The organism is Thauera sp. WB-2, assembly GCF_027594845.1.
Lineage (GTDB): Bacteria > Pseudomonadota > Gammaproteobacteria > Burkholderiales > Rhodocyclaceae > Thauera > Thauera mechernichensis.
In genome coordinates, this window is the sequence record NZ_CP088935.1 from 565,736 (window position 1) to 583,024 (window position 17,289).

The 17,289-nt window shown below is 62.5% G+C and carries 16 protein-coding genes and 2 pseudogenes; 14 read left to right on the forward strand and 4 right to left on the reverse strand.

The genetic code is table 11. The annotated features are described in order from the left end of the window. Positions 1-331: 331 nt before the first annotated feature. The 4 genes from LQF09_RS02530 (at position 332) to comJ (ending at position 5,064) form a co-directional block, all read left to right on the forward strand. Complete coding sequence (locus tag LQF09_RS02530) at positions 332-1,576, forward strand: RHS repeat-associated core domain-containing protein (protein ID WP_270069102.1); 1,245 nt, start codon at positions 332-334, stop codon at positions 1,574-1,576. Beyond that, positions 1,573-2,157, forward strand: a complete 585-nt coding sequence (locus tag LQF09_RS02535; RefSeq protein WP_270069103.1) for a DUF4304 domain-containing protein — start codon at positions 1,573-1,575, stop codon at positions 2,155-2,157. Before LQF09_RS02530 ends, LQF09_RS02535 begins: the two co-directional genes overlap by 4 nt. Before the next feature lie 250 nt (positions 2,158-2,407). Next, the gene (locus tag LQF09_RS02540; protein WP_270069104.1) at positions 2,408-4,582 is read left to right on the forward strand and encodes an RHS repeat-associated core domain-containing protein; all 2,175 of its coding nucleotides are present in this window, start codon (positions 2,408-2,410) and stop codon (positions 4,580-4,582) included. Positions 4,583-4,584: 2 nt separating this feature from the next. Further along, a complete protein-coding gene (gene comJ / locus LQF09_RS02545) occupies positions 4,585-5,064 on the forward strand; it encodes a competence protein ComJ (protein WP_270069105.1) in 480 nt (159 codons plus the stop codon). Here the strand turns inward: comJ and tnpB (LQF09_RS02550) are convergent. Together tnpB (LQF09_RS02550) and LQF09_RS02555 are read right to left on the reverse strand one after the other, a co-directional pair. Continuing rightward, on the reverse strand, positions 5,035-5,466 hold the full coding sequence (tnpB, locus tag LQF09_RS02550) for an IS66 family insertion sequence element accessory protein TnpB (protein ID WP_270069106.1): 432 nt from the start codon (positions 5,464-5,466) through the stop codon (positions 5,035-5,037). The genes comJ and tnpB (LQF09_RS02550) overlap by 30 nt on opposite strands. Next, entirely contained in the window at positions 5,463-5,831 is a 369-nt protein-coding gene (locus tag LQF09_RS02555; protein ID WP_270069107.1) for a transposase, read from the reverse strand. The genes tnpB (LQF09_RS02550) and LQF09_RS02555 overlap by 4 nt, the downstream gene beginning before the upstream one ends. 371 nt (positions 5,832-6,202) lie before the next feature. On the opposite strand from LQF09_RS02555, the gene tcmP reads away from it, so the two are divergent. From tcmP to tnpC, 10 genes and pseudogenes are all read left to right on the forward strand, one after another. Further along, the gene (tcmP, locus tag LQF09_RS02560; RefSeq protein WP_270069108.1) at positions 6,203-7,057 is read left to right on the forward strand and encodes a three-Cys-motif partner protein TcmP; all 855 of its coding nucleotides are present in this window, start codon (positions 6,203-6,205) and stop codon (positions 7,055-7,057) included. Between the two features lie 83 nt (positions 7,058-7,140). Continuing rightward, on the forward strand, positions 7,141-7,779 hold the full coding sequence (locus tag LQF09_RS02565; protein WP_270069109.1) for a LexA family protein: 639 nt from the start codon (positions 7,141-7,143) through the stop codon (positions 7,777-7,779). After that, a complete protein-coding gene (locus LQF09_RS02570) occupies positions 7,776-8,534 on the forward strand; it encodes a DUF5131 family protein (protein WP_270069110.1) in 759 nt (252 codons plus the stop codon). The genes LQF09_RS02565 and LQF09_RS02570 overlap by 4 nt, the downstream gene beginning before the upstream one ends. 87 nt (positions 8,535-8,621) lie before the next feature. Further along, complete coding sequence (locus tag LQF09_RS02575; RefSeq protein WP_270069111.1) at positions 8,622-9,887, forward strand: three-Cys-motif partner protein TcmP; 1,266 nt, start codon at positions 8,622-8,624, stop codon at positions 9,885-9,887. Positions 9,888-9,938: 51 nt separating this feature from the next. Continuing rightward, positions 9,939-12,140 (forward strand): RHS repeat-associated core domain-containing protein, encoded by a 2,202-nt coding sequence (locus LQF09_RS02580; RefSeq protein ID WP_270069112.1) that lies wholly within the window; start codon positions 9,939-9,941, stop codon positions 12,138-12,140. A gap of 10 nt (positions 12,141-12,150) precedes the next feature. Further along, a complete protein-coding gene (locus LQF09_RS02585; RefSeq protein ID WP_270069113.1) occupies positions 12,151-12,633 on the forward strand; it encodes a hypothetical protein in 483 nt (160 codons plus the stop codon). Between the two features lie 173 nt (positions 12,634-12,806). After that, a complete protein-coding gene (locus LQF09_RS02590; protein WP_270069114.1) occupies positions 12,807-13,010 on the forward strand; it encodes an RHS repeat domain-containing protein in 204 nt (67 codons plus the stop codon). Positions 13,011-13,721: 711 nt separating this feature from the next. After that, positions 13,722-14,009 (forward strand): annotated as a pseudogene (locus LQF09_RS02595) (transposase); the annotation flags it as partial. Further along, the gene (gene tnpB, locus LQF09_RS02600) at positions 14,006-14,350 is read left to right on the forward strand and encodes an IS66 family insertion sequence element accessory protein TnpB (protein ID WP_270069116.1); all 345 of its coding nucleotides are present in this window, start codon (positions 14,006-14,008) and stop codon (positions 14,348-14,350) included. The pseudogene LQF09_RS02595 and the gene tnpB (LQF09_RS02600), both read left to right, overlap by 4 nt. 66 nt (positions 14,351-14,416) lie before the next feature. Beyond that, positions 14,417-15,727: pseudogene (gene tnpC, locus LQF09_RS02605) on the forward strand (IS66 family transposase); the annotation flags it as partial. Between the two features lie 80 nt (positions 15,728-15,807). Here the strand turns inward: tnpC and LQF09_RS02610 are convergent. Both LQF09_RS02610 and LQF09_RS02615 read right to left on the reverse strand, forming a co-directional pair. After that, complete coding sequence (locus LQF09_RS02610; protein WP_270069117.1) at positions 15,808-16,818, reverse strand: site-specific integrase; 1,011 nt, start codon at positions 16,816-16,818, stop codon at positions 15,808-15,810. Beyond that, on the reverse strand, positions 16,815-17,177 hold the full coding sequence (locus LQF09_RS02615) for a hypothetical protein (protein WP_270069118.1): 363 nt from the start codon (positions 17,175-17,177) through the stop codon (positions 16,815-16,817). The genes LQF09_RS02610 and LQF09_RS02615 overlap by 4 nt, the downstream gene beginning before the upstream one ends. Positions 17,178-17,289 lie beyond the last annotated feature (112 nt).

Here is a 17,289-nt window from a genome sequence, read left to right on the forward strand (position 1 = left end):
TGTCCTCCTGCCGAAATGATACGGCAGATCGCCGTACATGGCCACGCCACGACCATACGATTTTTCCGTTTCGTGAGCTGACCCCTTCTACGTCACCACCACCTATGACGCGCTCAACCGTCCGAGCGCGATCAAGGAACTGGGTACGACCAACCTGGCCACCTACGCCTACGACGACCTCTCCCGTCGCACCACGGTCACGCTGGGCAACGGCACCACCACCAGCTACGGCTACAGCCCCCAGGGCGCGCTCGCCAGCCTCAGCCACAGCCTCGCTGGCACCGCGCAGGACCAGACCCTCACCTACACCCGCAACCCCGTGCAGGAAATCGTGAGCCAGAGCTGGACCAACGACCTGTACCAATGGACGGGCTACGCCAACGGCACCCAGAGCTACACCGCCAACGGCCTGAACCAATACACCACCGCGGCCGGCGCCACGCTCACCCACGACGCCCGGGGCAACCTGACCGGCGACGGGGTGTGGACCTACACCTTCGACGCCGACAACAAGCTCAAGAGCGCGACCAAGACCGGCTACGCCGCCACGCTCGCCTACGACGCCGAAGGCCGGCTGCGCCGCACCACGCTGGCCGGCACCGTCACCGATCTCGCCTACGACGGTGTGGATCTGGTGGCCGAGTACGACGGCGCGGGCACGCTCTTGCGCCGCTATGTGCACGGCCCCGGCGTGGATGAACCGCTCGTGTGGTACGAAGGCAGCACGACCACCGCCAAGAGCTGGCTCTACGCCGATCACCTGGGCAGCATCATCGGCACGGCCAACAGCGCCGGCACCAGCACCGCGATCCACAGCTACGGCCCGTTCGGCGAACCGAACGTCACCACCGGCGTGCGCTTCCGCTACACCGGGCAGCAGTACCTGGGCGGGTTGAACCTGTACTACTACAAGGCGCGGTTCTACTCGCCGGCGCTGGGGCGCTTCCTGCAGACCGACCCGATCGGCACGGCCGACGACCTGAACCTGTATGCGTATGTGGGCAACAACCCGGTCAACTTCAGTGATCCGACGGGGTTGATCGCGGTCGAGGCCGACATGCTGATCGGTAAGATCAGCGACTCGTCCTTTGGCCGTGGAATACAGGGCGTCGTCGATTCAAATCCCTCGGCAGGCAACTTCTTCGGATGGATGGTCAGCAAGGGCCTGGAGAATGCCGCCAATAGTCCGCTTAACCTGCCGATGCATGATGCTCAGGGGAATGTTGTAGGCTATGTGGGCGTTGGGCCGGGGGTGATTGGGAGGACTGGTGCTGGAACTCAGGCCGCAAAGGGGGTAGTACGTGGTGGCGAGAACGCCGCTGCGGCTACTGGCCGGCAGGCGCACAAAGATCTGGCCGAGCGTGTGGCACAGAAGCCAGGCTGGCAGTCCGAACCCAGACTTGTCGGTGCCGATGGGAAGGTTTATAAACCCGATGTTGTCACGCCGGGGGGGCGTATTCTTGAGCTGAAGCCGAATACACCATCAGGTCGCTCGGCTGGTGCACGCCAAGTCCAGAACTACGAGGAGCAACTGGGTATGCGTGGCCGCGTTATCTACTACGAGCCCAGGCGATGAGCGCGGCTTCGATTATTGCTCGCCTTGATTGCGAGCTGGCCCCGATTGGTTTTAGCCGAGAGAAGACCACGTGGAATCGTGAGCAGCATTCGTTGGTGGAAGTCATCGACATCCAGACTAGCAAGGTTGGTGATGCGGTGACCATGAACGTAGGCGTTCTATCTCGACCGATCTACTTCGCATGCTGGGGTCGCGATGCTGATGCGTTCGTTGAAGAACCTTTCTGCACGGTTCGTGCGCGTGTGGGGCAACTCCTGGATGGCAAGGATCGTTGGTGGGACGTAAGCAGCACAGGCGTCGCCGACGAAATGGCCGATTGCCTTGTAGCGCGGATTCTCCCGTTCCTTGAACACATGCGGTCGTTGGAAGCGATGCGCGATTGGCTTGCCTCCACGGGCATGCCATCGGCGAAGAACCCGCTGTCGTCGATTTGCTTCGCAGTGCTGCTTTCTCAGTTAGGCGATATCGGCGCTGCTTGTACAGCACTGGCTGAGTTGGAGCGCAAGGCGCTGGGTGCGTGGAAGGTCAGAGCGCAGGAAGTTGCTGTACGAATTGGTTGCGGGGATATTCGAGGGAAATAAGGGACGCACCACGGTTTGGGGGTGACTTGACCGTGGTGCGCCTGATTACACCGCCATCTGTCCGACCGCGGCCGGCCCGGTCGCAGTCACCAGCTACGCTAGAAGAAATAGGGGACGCACCACGGTTTAGGGGAGTGACTTGGCCGTCGAAAAGGAATAGGGGACGTACCACGGTTTAGGGAAGTGACTTGCCGGTGGCGCGTCTGACTATACCGCCACCGGCAAGCTTCTGAAGGCCTGGGGCCCGGCAGTGACCGCCGCGGCCACCACCTGCCCGACAGCCGCCGCCCCGGTTGCGGTCACCGACTACGCCTACGACGACCTCGACCGCCTGATCCGCGTCACCGAGGCACTGCCCGCGGGCGAGGGCGGCAACCGCGTCACCGAGACGGTGTACAACGCCGACGACAGCGTGCACCAGGTCAAGCGGGCGGTCGGCACGGCGCTGGCACAAACCTACGCCACCACCACCTACAGCGCCAACGGCCTGCCGGTCACACTGACCGACGCCAAGGGCAACCGCACCACCTACGAATACGACGGCCACGACCGCCGGGTCAGGCTGCGCTACCCGCACCCGAGCACCGTCAATACCTCATCGACCACCGACTACGAGCAGTACGGCTACAACGCCGTCGGCAGCCTCACGAGCCACAGGAAGCGCAGCGGCGAGACGGTCACCTTCGCCTACGACAACCTGCACCGCCTGACCAGCCGCAGCTACCCCACGGCCGCCGACAACATCGCCTTCGCCTACGACCTGCTGGGCCGTCGCACCCAGGCCAGGTACGCCGACAACAGCCACACCGTGGCCTACGTGTGGGATGCGGCCGGGCGCCTGACCAGCACCGCGGCCGGTGGCAAGACGCTCGCCTACCAGTACGACCCGGCAGGCAACCGCACGCGCACCACGTGGCCGGAGACGGCGTTCTACGTCACCACCACCTACGACGCGCTCAACCGTCCGAGCGCGATCAAGGAACTGGGTACGACCAACCTGGCCACCTACGCCTACGACGACCTCTCCCGTCGCACCACGGTCACGCTGGGCAATGGCACCACCACCAGTTACGGCTACAGCCCCCAGGGCGCGCTCGCCAGCCTCAGCCACAACCTCGCTGGCACCGCGCAGGACCAGACCCTCACCTACACCCGCAACCCCGTGCAGGAAATCGTGAGCCAGAGCTGGACCAACGACCTGTACCAATGGACGGGCTACGCCAACGGCACCCAGAGCTACACCGCCAACGGCCTGAACCAATACACCACCGCAGCCGGTGCCACGCTCACCCACGACGCCCGGGGCAACCTCACCGGCGACGGGGTGTGGACCTACGCCTTCGACGCCGACAACAAGCTCAAGAGCGCGACCAAGACCGGCTACGCCGCCACGCTCGCCTACGACGCCGAAGGCCGGCTGCGCCGGACCACCCTGGCCGGCGCGATCACCGATCTCGCCTACGACGGCGTCGATCTGGTGGCCGAGTACGACGGCGCGGGTACGCTCCTGCGCCGCTATGTGCACGGCCCCGGCGTGGATGAACCGCTGGTGTGGTACGAAGGCAGCACGACCACCGCCAAGAGCTGGCTCTACGCCGATCACCTGGGCAGCATCATCGGCACGGCCAACAGCGCGGGCACCAGCACCGCGATCCACAGCTACGGCCCCTTCGGCGAGCCGAACGTCACCACCGGCGTGCGCTTCCGCTACACCGGGCAGCAGTACCTGGGTGGGTTGAACCTGTACTACTACAAGGCGCGGTTCTACTCGCCCGCCCTGGGGCGCTTCCTGCAGACGGACCCGATCGGCACGGCCGATGATCTGAACCTGTATGCGTATGTGGGGAACAACCCGGTCAACTTCAGTGATCCGACAGGGTTGATCGCGGCCGAGGCTCAGATGTTGGTTGGCAAGGTGGGGGCCACGAGCGAGGGGCAATTCGCCCTGGGTTTCGTCCCCGGTTATGATCTCTACTCGGCCTATCAGAACCCGAACGCATCGATGCTCGACTACGGCATCGGGGTGCTGGGCATCATTCCTGGCATGGGCAAGGGCGCAGGGTTGGCGCTCAAGGCCGGGGATAATCTGGTTGGGGCCGTTGCAAAGGAAGTAACGCTATCGCGCGCGCTTCATGGTGAAGCAGCTCAGCATGCTGCTGATGCAATCAACGCGGGTAAGCCTAGCGTTCTAACGATAGATCGTGCTGGGGCAGCAGCAAATCGGCAGGCTTCTATCGGTGCTTTTGCTAAGGTCCCGGGGAAGCACTTAGACGAGTACCCGCCCGCCATGTTCAAAGAGGGCGGAGCTGGTGCGAGTGTTCGGCCGATCAATCCACGGGATAACATGTCGGCTGGCGCTTGCTTAGGAAATGCGTGCCGAGGCTTGCCTGATGGTAGCCGTGTTCGAATCAATGTTGGAGATTGAGGGTGGCGACGACGATTAGTTTTGAAGTGGCGTACAGCCAACTTGTGGTCTTCGCCAGTGCCCTCCAGCTGCCGTTTAACGATTGGACTGATCGTCACGTTTCGCAAGGGTTTGCCTGGCGGCCAGGCAGTGTCTCGTTTCGCTCCATGAACGAGGCGGGCCGGCATTCGGTCGAGATCATCGTTACCGACCATGTTGGGGCTGTTCATCCCAAGGCTTTACGTGCGGTGGAGGTGCCTTTTGACATTCCCGCTGATGGGGCGGTCGAGGTTGGGAGTATCGTCGAAACGATCCCTTTGTCTCTGCCGGCTGGTTCGTATCTTTTGCGCTGCGAGTTCCTGCAGCCCGAAGGCACTGATAGCACCCGTGTGCGATTAACGTTCGGCAAATGGGATGCTCCCCACTTTGCCATCGTTCGCGCAGACCCTGAGTTGTCGGTTGAAGGTGAATTGTTAACAACAGCTCAGCCTGCATTCTGCTGATCGACTTTTGTTCCTGCCACAAGAGATGCGAAGGAAATAGGGGTGCGCCACGGTTTGGAGGAGTGATTTAACCGTGGTGTGCCTGACTACACCGCCATCACCCAGGCGCTGCCACGGCAGCCCGAGCACCAGCGCGTCGAACTGCGCCCGGGTGAGTGCGACACCGCCCTGGCCCTCGGTCCAGTGAAACCGGCCCTGGTTCAGGCGCCGGCATGCGAGCCACACCCCGAAGCCATCATGGACCAGCACCTTCAAGCGGGTGCCGCGCCGATTGCTGAAGAGATAGGCGTGATGCGGCTGCGCCTCGCCGAACACGCGCACCACCTGCGCGAGCAACGTGTCCATGCCTGCGCGCATGTCCAGTGGCGCGGCCGACAGCCACAGCGCCTCGATGCGGATCATGCGAGCCACTCGCGCAACCACGTCCCGCACGCATCGGCGGCCTGGATCGGCCACTCGAGCTTGACGCGGGCGTTGCCACGCTGCGCTTCGACGCGGATCACCGGTACCTCGGCTGCGTGAGCGATCTGCACGGGGTCAAAGCCCGGTTCAGCCAACGCGGTGAGCGCTGCGCTGTCAGCCTTGTGCCGGCTCGGTGGCTTGATGCCGCGCTCGCGCATCCAGCGATGGACCTGGTTGGCGTTCAGGCCGTTGGCCAGGGCTACACCGGCCACCGAGCCGCCGGGCTCACGACAGGCTGCGACCACCGACTGCTTGAATACCTCGCTGTGCGTACGCCGGGCTCGGCGCGAGATAACGACGTCCATAGTGTCCACCATCAAAATTGATGGACACGATCTTCAATGGGCTAAGCAGTTGCGGGAAGGTGAGTTTGCCGGGTGCTTACGAACCCACGCCCCAGCGCTTGATAAACATGAACTACGCAGTAACGGTGGGGGATACTCTGTATAGATTTATCATACTCGCGGCAGCACGTTGAGCCAGAGCACCGAAATCCTACGCAAAAGTCATGACAGCGCTGGCAGAGCGCCTCCGACAGGCTGCCTTGTTCCTGACGTGATCACGCACGTCCTCCCGAGTTGCCTGCAGGCTGCAACACAACAATTTTGCGACTATCACATTTTGAACATGCGATCGGATCGTCGTCATCTCCGGTCGCGCTGTGCTTGGAGATAGCTTGAAAACAGAGATACCTGACGTTGTATCGCCCGATCCCTACCCCGAACTGCCGGTAGAACGAGGACCTCACGGCCGCGGCGTAGGGCGCTGGGTAGTGAATGAGAAGCACCGTTACTTAGCACGCTACCTAGACGCCACGCGCGAAGCGCAGAAGAAGTTCAAGCAGCGGGTGCTGATTGACCCATTCTGCGGTCCTGGTCGCGTTCAGGTTGAGGGCGAGAGCTTCACGCGGGACGGCGGTTCGGTCGCGGCTTACCGCCAGTCTGTACGCTCCGGCGCACCATTCACAAAGTTGCTCGTGGGCGACATTGAACCCGACCGAGTCCACGCCAACGAAATGAGGCTTAAGGCCGCGGGCGCAAACATACAAAGCTTCGTGGGACCGGCCAAGCAGACCGTTGACGAGATGGCCAAGGCTGTCCCTTTTGGAGCCCTAGCGCTCGCATACATTGATCCCTACAACCTAGAGTTCCTGTCATTCTCGATTATCGAGCGGCTTGCCAAGCTACAGTACGTGGACTTCGCAGTCCACTTCAGCTTGATGGACCTGACGCGCAATATCGACATGGAACTGGACCCCAAGCGGGACCGGTTTGACGATGCGCTGCCGGGCTGGCGCCTTGCCGCACCGATCGACGAGCTGTCCAAGTCGAGACTCCCCACCTGGTTCTTCGACGCTTGGTGCAGGGCGGTTGGAGCCTTGGGATTCAGGATCAGCGGGCAGATGCCGCTGATCAGCGACGGCAAAGGGCGCTCGATTTACCGCCTGGTCTTCTTCTCGCGCCATCCCCTGCCGGACCGCATCTGGAACGACATCGCCCGCAGCGGGAATCTGGACCTGTTCTCTAACTGATCACGCCTGCAACCGCAGGACGCCACAGCGTCCTGCGCGCATCTGTCCTTGATTAGTGGACGAATGGACACTATAATTTTGTCATGGCTCGAACCAACAATGACGCTCTGCATCTGCGCCGCCTCCGTGACCTCTACGCCCGCGTGGGTTGCATCCCCTCGTACAGCGAAATGGCCAAGGCGCTGGGCTTCAAAGCCAAGAACGCGGCCTTCAAACTGACCAAGCGCTTGATTGCCTCAGGCCATTTGGAAAAATCCGTGGGTGCCCGGCTCGTGCCCGGCCCCGAGTTCTTCACCGTCGATGTCAGTGATAGCGAGGTGCGAGCCGGATTTGGCTGTGAAGGCAATGCCACCTATCTCTTTCATGCGCAGGCGCTAGATCAGTTGCTGATAGCCAGGCCGTCGAAGACCATGTTCCTGAAGGTGCGTGGCGACTCGATGGTCGACGCCGGCATCCTCAGCGGTGATGTGGCCGTGGTGGAGACGAGCATGCAGGCCGTCCACGGTGATGTGGTAGTGGCCGAGATCGATGGCAGCCACACCATCAAGGAATACAGAACCGACCGTGGTCAACCGCACCTGGCCGCACACGGAGGGGGCATGCCCAGCATGAGAGCCAAAGAGACGCTGAACATCCTCGGCGTTGTCAGGGGAATCATCCGGAGCTACAAGCCGTCGCAAGCGGGTCAAGCTAAGCTAGCAACGCAGGGAGTATCGCGATGACAACAACCAGCAAGATCGAGTGGACGGAGCAGACTTGGAACCCGACCGTTGGGTGCACCAAGATATCTCCGGGGTGTAAGCACTGCTATGCCGAGGCCATGTCCAAGCGCTTGAACGCCATGGGCACGCCTGGCTATGAGAACGGATTTGCGCTGACCCTACTGCCAGAACGGCTCAATGACCCGATTAAGCGCAAGAAGCCAACGGTGTATTTCGTGAACTCGATGTCGGACCTGTTCCACGATCGGGTGCCGGATCACTACATCGACAAGGTGTTTGAGGTCATCGCGCAGACACCTCACCACACGTATCAGATCCTCACCAAACGCGCCGCGCGCATGGCTCGGTATTTCCGGACGCGCTCGGTGCCGAACAATGCCTGGTTGGGCGTTTCCGTCGAAGACCGCGACTCCGGGGTGCCTCGCATCGACTACCTCCGTCAAGTGCCAGCCACCATCCGCTTCCTATCGGTCGAGCCTCTACTCTCCGATGTGGGCGAACTCAACCTGACGGACATCCATTGGGTCATCGTTGGCGGGGAGTCCGGACCTAGGGCGCGGCCAATGAAGATGGAGTGGGTCGAGGCCGTACGCGAACAGTGCCAGGAGCAGGACGTGGCCTTCTTCTTCAAGCAGTGGGGCGGCTGGGGAGCAGATGGCAAGAAACGCGCAAAAGCAGCCAACGGCCGCGAGTTGAACGGCCGGACATGGGACGAAATGCCGGTGACGGCCATTCATCGCGTCAGCGCCTTCTGAGCTTTACGACAATGTGCTTGATTATGAGAAGCTCCGCAGGCACATTGCTGCGCAGGGACCATCAGAGCACTCTCAGCGCGCCGTTCAATGCCACATTACGACTGGATTTGGGGAGACCCGCCCCCGCTGCTGAAACGGCACAGTGAAGTCAAACACGCGCTTCTGCGCAACTACCTGATCGACTACTTCCTGACGCTTGTGTCGATGCCACAGCAGGACAAGATCCAGCTGACCATAGTAGATGGCTTCTGCGGAGGGGGGCTCTACCAAAACGAGTCCGGCCAGGAGGTGCCAGGCTCCCCACTGGTGATCCTTGAGGCAATTCGAGAGGCCGAGGTCCTGGTTAATGTGCGTCAGGAGCGCCGCAAGCCAATCAAGATTGATGTGGAGTTGATCTGCATCGATGACTGCAGCTATGCGCTGGACTACCTGGGGCATGTCCTCGATGAACGGGGGTATGGTGGAGGCGTAGCCACAGGTATCATCAAGCTGGTCAAAGGCAAGTTCGCCGACCATTGCGGAACTGCTATCCAGCGGGCGCACTCTCGCAGCCCACGTTCGGGACGCGGCTTGTTCGTGCTCGACCAGTATGGCTACTCCGCCGTGCCGATGAGTTGTCTGCGCGACATTTTCGCCAAACTAAAGCACGCCGAGGTAATCCTCACTTTCTACATCGACAGCCTGATCAGCTACCTCAACGAGAAGAACCTCGCAGACTTCGAGTTGTCGACTGGCATGCGCTCGTCAGTGCGTGCTGCCGATCTGGACGAGATCAAGCAGTCGCCGCGTTGGCGAGTGCAGTTGCAATCCTCCCTGTATCAGAGCCTGACCAGCCAGTGCTCGGCACAGTTCTACACGCCGTTCTTCATCAGGCCCGAGCGCGGGCATGGCGACTTCTGGCTGCTGCATCTCTCGCAGCACTGGAAGGCGCGCGATGTGATGGCGACTACCCACTGGCAACACCACAACCACTTTGCACACTACGGCAAGGCTGGTTTCCACATGTTCAGCACGGGCTACATCGGCAAGATCGACGATGAGAACCGACTACAGATGGGATTCGATTTCAGCGAAGTAGCAGCAACAGTCAGCAAGGAAACCATGATGGCGCAGATTCCCGCCATGCTATTCGAGGGCGCCGATGGCATGACCTTCGAGCAGTTTTTCCTCGGGCTGATCAACACGACGCCAGCAACGCGTAACATGGTAGAGGCGACGCTGCTCGAACTACATCAGAGCGGCGAAATCATCGTTATGGATGACGCCGGCGATGCGTCCAAGGCACGCGTCAAGCTCAAGGCCGACCATGTGTTGCGGCTGCCCTCGCAGCGCACCTTTAACTTCAGTATCTAGTGCAGCACCTACACCGCCACCGGCAAGCTTCTGAAGGCCTGGGGCCCGGCAGTGACCGCTGCGGCGACCACCTGCCCGACGGCCGCCGCTCCGGTTGCGGTCACCGACTACGCCTACGACGACCTCGACCGGCTGATCCGCGTCACCGAGGCGCTCCCGGCGGCGCAGGGCGGCAACCGCGTCACCGAGACGGTGTACAACGCCGACGGCAGCGTGCATCAGGTCAAGCGGGCGGTCGGCACGGCACTGGCACAAACCTACGCCACCACCACCTACAGCGCCAACGGCCTGCCGGTCACGCTCACCGACGCCAAGGGCAACCGCACCACCTTTGAATACGACGGCCACGACCGCCGGGTGAAGCTGCGCTACCCGCACCCCACCACGGTTGGCACCTCATCGACCACCGACTACGAGCAGTACGGCTACAACGCCGTCGGCAGCCTCACGAGCCACAGGAAGCGCAGCGGCGAGACGGTCACCTTCGCCTACGACAACCTGCACCGCCTGACCAGCCGCAGCTACCCCACGGCCGCGGACAACGTCGCCTTCGCCTACGACCTGCTGGGCCGTCGCACCCAGGCGAGCTTCGCCGACGCGAGCCACACCGTGGCCTACGTGTGGGATGCGGCCGGGCGCCTGACCAGCACCACCGCCGGCGGCAAGACGCTCGCCTACCAGTACGACGCAGCGGGCAACCGCACCCGTCTGACCTGGCCCGAGACCAGCTTCTACGTCACCACCACCTACGACGCGCTCAACCGTCCGAGCGCGATCAAGGAACTGGGCACGACCAACCTGGCCACCTACGCCTACGACGACCTCTCCCGTCGCACCACGGTCACGCTGGGCAACGGCACCACCACCAGTTACGGCTACAGCCCCCAGGGCGCGCTCGCCAGCCTCACCCACAACCTGACCGGCACCGCGCAGGACCATACCCTCACCTACACCCGCAACCCCGTGCAGGAGATCGTGGGCCAGAGCTGGACCAACGACCTGTATCAATGGACGGGCTACGCCAACGGCACCCAGAGCTACACCGCCAACGGCCTGAACCAATACACCACCGCAGCCGGTGCCACGCTCACCCACGACGCCCGGGGCAACCTGACCGGCGACGGGGTGTGGACCTACACCTTCGACGCCGACAACAAGCTCAAGAGCGCGACCAAGACCGGCTACGCCGCCACACTCGCCTACGACGCCGAAGGCCGGCTGCGCCGGACCACCCTGGCCGGCGCGATCACCGATCTCGCCTACGACGGCGTCGATCTGGTGGCCGAGTACGACGGCGCGGGTACGCTCCTGCGCCGCTATGTGCACGGCCCCGGTATCGACGAACCGCTGGTGTGGTACGAAGGCAGCACGACCACCGCCAAGAGCTGGCTCTACGCCGACCACCTGGGCAGCATCATCGGCACGGCCAACAGCGCCGGCACCAGCACCGCGATCCACAGCTACGGCCCCTTCGGCGAGCCCAACGTCACCACCGGCGTGCGCTTCCGCTACACCGGGCAGCAGTACCTGGGTGGGTTGAACCTGTACTACTACAAGGCACGGTTCTACTCGCCGGCGCTGGGGCGCTTCCTGCAGACGGACCCGATCGGCACGGCCGATGACCTGAACCTGTATGCGTATGTGGGCAACAACCCGGTCAACTTCAGTGATCCGACGGGGTTGGCCGCGGCCGAGGCCGACATGCTTCGGCGGAACTTTGCGAGTGGCTTCTTTGATACGCGCAGCGTAATGGAGGCCCCATCGACCGCGGCCAATATCGGTTCGATCACGCGAAGCATCGTGGATACGGGCACGGAGATCGTGGCGTATGGTTTGATTGGTTTCGATATTGCCAATACCATTACGGGGATCGGAGCAGGACCGGATACCGGACTGCTGGGTGCAGCACTGCTCGGAACGACGAGGAGTGCCGCAAAGGGTGCCGGAGAGTTGTCTTTTGGACGGAAGCTCGACTTCCTGTTTAACAAAGGCATAGATCAGTCCAACGCGTATAACGCGGCGCGCGCTGCGGGCAATGCAGAACGGATAGGCATCGCCGATACAGCGGCAAACCGAGCCGAGGTCACGAGGCTTTTCAATCAAGCTTTCCGAGATCCATCATCAATCGTTGGTCCGGGAAAGGCGCCCGGCAGCAATGTTCGCGAGTTCTTCCTTCCCGGCGTCACTGGGACTGGATCAAAGATTCAGTTCGTTGAGCAGGGCGGTAAGGTGATCACCATCATCGCAAAGTGAAAGGATGCTCATGAACACAGATGCGCCATTGTGGAACGCCGTTGAGTCAAAGAGCGCACTCTTGAGCGCCCTCGCCAATGAAGAGGTCGCGAGCGAGTTGGTGACGGCAGATCCGAACTCGTGGGGTTTCTTCAGCTCGCCAAGCGGCAAGGTTCTCGTAGTTGGCTACGCGAACCTGGGGCTGCCGCCGGTTGCTGCGCTCTTCGATTGCCGGTTGCTTGTGGGCGTAGATGAGGTACTCGCGAGCTTTGACATGAATACCCTTCAGCGGCAGTTCGTCTATCGCATGCCGTCAGTGTTCCACGAGTTCGTCTCGCTGGCAGAACCGATTATTGTTCGCGATGAGATCGGATTCATCGGAATCTCCAAGGACGGGAAGGAATGCTGGAGTTCATTGGCAAGCGGGCCAATCAAGACATTCGCCATTGAACATGGACACATTCGTGGCGAGACCATCGACGATGAGCCGTTTGACTTTGCGATCCCCTCGTAATTCCTGAGGGCGCACAGGGTCATGAGGGCGCACAGGGTCAGGTCTTGTCTTTTGCCTCCCGGCAAGGCAGCCGCACCCGAGCGTCGTCGGCGCCCCCCAGGGCCACCTCTCACCGCCTACGACGGCCGGGATCTGGCGAGCGAGCGCACACCACCGCCTTCACCTACGACGGGGTGGGCAACCTCACCCAGGTCAACGGCCCGCGCACGGACGTCACCGACACCACCACGCACGCCTTCGATGCGCAGCGCCGCATCACGCAGACGACCGACGCGCTGGGCAAGCAGACGCGCTTTGGCTATGACAACGACGGCCGGCTGATCCGCACGGCGGCCCAGCTGGCTGACCGACGCCAAGGGCAACCGCACCACCTTTGAATACGACGGCCACGACCGCCGGGTCAGGCTGCGCTACCCGCACCCGAGCACCGTCAATACCTCATCGACCACCGACTACGAGCAGTACGGCTACAACGCCGTCGGCAGCCTCACGAGCCACAGGAAGCGCAGCGGCGAGACGGTCACCTTCGCCTACGACAACCTGCACCGCCTGACCAGCCGCAGCTACCCCACGGCCGCCGACAACATCGCCTTCGCCTAAGACCTGCTGGGCCGTCGCACCCAAGCCAAGTACGCCGACAACAGCCACACCATCAACTACGTCTGGGACGGCTCACCAACACCACGGCCGGTGGCAAGAGGCTCGCCTACCACTACGATTCGGCGGCCAATGCAATCGGCTTAACGTGCTTTATTTTCCGTTTTCTGAGACGACCCCGATCAGTTCGATTGCGATTCGATGGTCACCGAGAAGCGATTTCGCACCAGCGACGATTGCAAACAGAAAATGTCGGATTACGACCTATGAAGTTCCTCAATCCACGCGGTCAGAAAAATGGACAAAACGGACTGGATCTGTCCATCGATCTGCAAAGTTTGATGGACAGGTGAAGAATTGCTATGTCGTTGAGTTTACAGATAATGAGCCAAGTCCATTGAACGTCGACTTGGGTGTGACGCCCGCATCGCGGCCCGCGCGGGCCATACCGCCGCCATTCGATCGACTTCAAGCGTGCAGTGGTCGAGCAGTCCCTGCAGCCGGGCGCCTCCGTGTCGCGTCTCGCGCGCCAACACGACGTCAACGCCAACCAGATTTTCGCGTGGCGCAAGGCCTACCAGGAAGGTCGCCTGGGGGTGGCTGCGTTCGTGCCGATCATCCTCGCCGACACCGATGATGAGGACGCGCCCGAGATGCTCGATACCCCAGCGGCCGCGTTCGGTCGGCTGACGATCGAGCGCAAGGGCGCACGGCTGACTGTCGAAGGACGTCCCGACGCCCAGGTGCTCGCGCAGGTTCTCGCGGTGCTGCTGCGGTGATCGTCCCGCCTTTTGGCACGCGGATCTGGATCGCAGCCGGGATCACCGACATGCGGCGCGGCTTCGACGGTCTGGCCGCGCTTGTTCAGACCCAACTCCAGGCCGATCCCTTCAGCGGACAGATCTTCGTGTTCCGGCGCCGGCGTGGAGACCGGATCAAGGTGCTGTGGTGGGACGGCGACGGGCTGTGCCTGTTCGCCAAGCGGCTCGAGCACGGCAAATTCGTCTGGCCTCAGGTGACTCATGGGACCGTGGCGCTGACGCCGGCCCAGTTGTCGATGCTGCTCGAGGGCATCGACTGGCGGCGTCCGATCAGAACGGCGCCGAATCGCGCTGCATAGCGGCTTATAGGAGCTTTTTAGCGTCATTTGGCGGCTTTGGGCGGCATGCTCCGGTGTCATGTCGCCATGTCGAACACCCCTGTTTCCTCTCCTGACGAAGTCATCGCCCTGCGGGCGAAGGTGAGCGAACAGGCCGCCGAGATCGAGCACCTGAAGCTGGTGATCGCCAAGCTGCGCCGCATGCAGTTCGGCCGCAGCTCGGAGCAGATGAACGAGATGCTCGGCCAGTTGGAGCTCTCGCTCGAGGAGCTCGAGACCCTGCGTGCCGAGACCCCGGCCGAACCGCCCGCGCCAGCCGATATGCGCGAGGTGCCCCCGCCCCGCAAACCGCTCCCCGATCATCTGCCACGCGACATTGAGGAGCACCTGCCTTCGGCGTGCGACTGCCCAGCCTGTGGCGCCTCGCTCAAGAAGCTGGGCGAGACCGTCAGCGAGATGCTCGAGTACGTGCCGGCGAGCTTCCGGGTGATCCGTCATGTGCGCCCGAAGTTCGCCTGCAGCCGCTGCGACACGATCGTGCAGGCGAACGCGCCCGCGCGACCGATCGCCCGGGGGCTGGCCGGCGCGGGGCTCCTGGCCCATGTGCTGGTCGCGAAGTATTGCGATCACCTGCCGCTGTACCGCCAGAGCACCATCTACGCTCGGGAGGGTGTCGAACTCGAGCGCTCCACGCTGGCCGACTGGGTGGGGCAATGCAATGCGCTGCTGCGCCCGTTGGTTGAGGCGCTGCGCAAGCATGTGCTCTCGGCCACCAAGCTGCATGCCGACGACACCCCGGTGCCGGTACTCTCGCCGGGTGAAGGCCAGACCCGGACCGGTCGGTTGTGGACCTACGTGCGCGATGACCGCCCTGCAGGCGATGAGACACCCCCTGCCGTGTGGTTCGCCTACTCGCCCAATCGCCGGGGCGAGCACCCGCAACGCCACCTCGCGCACTTCAAGGGCGTGCTGCAGGCCGATGCCTTTGCCGGATTCGCGCCGCCCTATCTGGGCGGGGCCATCCAGGAGGCCGCCTGCTGGGCGCATGTGCGGCGCAAGTTCTACGATCTGCACAAGGCGCAGGCCTCGCCCCTGGCGGCCGAGGCGCTCAAGCAGATCGGCATGCTGTACGCGGTTGAAGAGGCGATTCGCGGCAAACCGCCCGAACTGCGCCGGGCCGAGCGGCAGGCGCGCGCTGGCCCCGTGCTGGTCGCGCTACGCGCCTGGTTCGACGCCACGCTCAAACAACTCTCGCAGAAATCGGCATTGGCCGAGGCGATCCGCTATGCGCTCGCCCGCTGGGACGCGCTCGTGCGCTGCAGCACCGACGGGCGCATCGAGATCGACAACAACGCCGCCGAACGGGCGCTGCGCACGGTCGCCCTGGGTCGGAATTATGCGCGGCCCTCGATTATGCAAGCCCTTCGGCCTCGAGTGCTGTTCTCTGCGGAAGATCACGTGTTTGGCTTTGCATAATTTCAGAGGCTTTCGAGGAACTTGAGGACGGCGTCAGTTGGGCGATAGCGTTGGCGTTTCGCCCCGGGCGGTGCGATGGTGGCCAGCGCACGCTCCTTCATGGCGAGATCGGCCTCGACGTATCCGTGGGTGGTGACTGGGCTTTCGTGCCCCAGCCACAGGGCGATGACAGTGAGATCGACGCCAGCCTGTAGCAAGTGCATTGCGGTCGTATGGCGCAATGTGTGTGGCGAGATGCGGCGACCTTGTAGTTGAGGACATCGTTCTGTCGCTTCACTGACCGCGAGGGCAAGCCGTTCAGCCACATTCGTGCGTGTCATCGGCAGGCCCTTGCGGGTCGGTACGAGTGGGTGCTCGGCCTTCAGATCCGCATACGCCAACCAACGCCGGATTTCGGCAGCAGTCTCTTTCCAGAGGGGGACGGTTCGTTGCTTGCGGCCTTTGCCATGCAGGCGCACCGATGACGTGGTTGCGAGGGTGACGTCGGCGACCCGGATGCCGATCATTTCGGAGACGCGGGCGCCGCTGTTGTAGAGCAGCGTGAGCATCATCCGATCGCGCAGACCGCACCAGGTCGTGGTGTCTGGGGCAGCGAGGAGCGCTTGAACCTCGTCGCGGGAGAGAAACCCGAGGAGGGGTTTCTCGAAACGCTTCATTGGGATCGCCAGGATCTGCTGCATGAGATGCAAGGCTGGTGGGCATTGCAGCGCGACGTAATGGGCAAAGGCGCGAACAGCGGCCAATCGTGCGTTGCGGCTGCGCACCGTATTACGACGCTCCGTTTCCAGATAGGTCAGGAAGTCGAGGGTCAGCGTCGAATCGAAGTCGTTCAGCGTCAGCTTGGCCGGCGGCGTTCCCCTTTCTCTTTCGGCATAGCCGAACAGCAACCGGAAGGTGTCGCGGTAGGCGGCAATCGTTCGCGGGCTGGCATTCTTCTGCTGTAGCAACCGTTCGGCAAAGAACCGCTGGAGCAAGGAGGCGAATTCGGTGGGCTCGGTGAGCAAGGCGTTCATTGCGGTGCTCCCTCTGCGTAACGCTCGAAACGTTCAGCGGCGATGGCCATCAGTTCGGGAATGCCAGTGAAGTACCAGTAGGTATCGCTGACCTTCGCATGACCGATGTAGGTAGAGAGAGCCAGGACCGCTCGATCGACATCGATGCCTTGCTGGTAGAAGCGCAGCGTGGCACGCACGACGAAGGTGTGCCGCAAGTCGTGCAGTCGATGATGGGGATAGTCGCCACGAGGCCGCCAACCCAGTTGCCGACACAGCGTCTGCAGTGCGTAGCGGATGGCTGCCTGATTGACCGCGTGGCCGTCCTCGCGCACAAAGAACCGATCGCACACCGGCCTGGGCAAGCGTGCGTCACGCAAGCTGGCGTATGTTGGCGCCGGTCCAATACTGACCAGGTGTTCCGGTTGAATTCTGACCAGGGCTTATAGCCGCCTGTCATTGCGGCGACTGTGGATAAGTGTAGCGGATTCT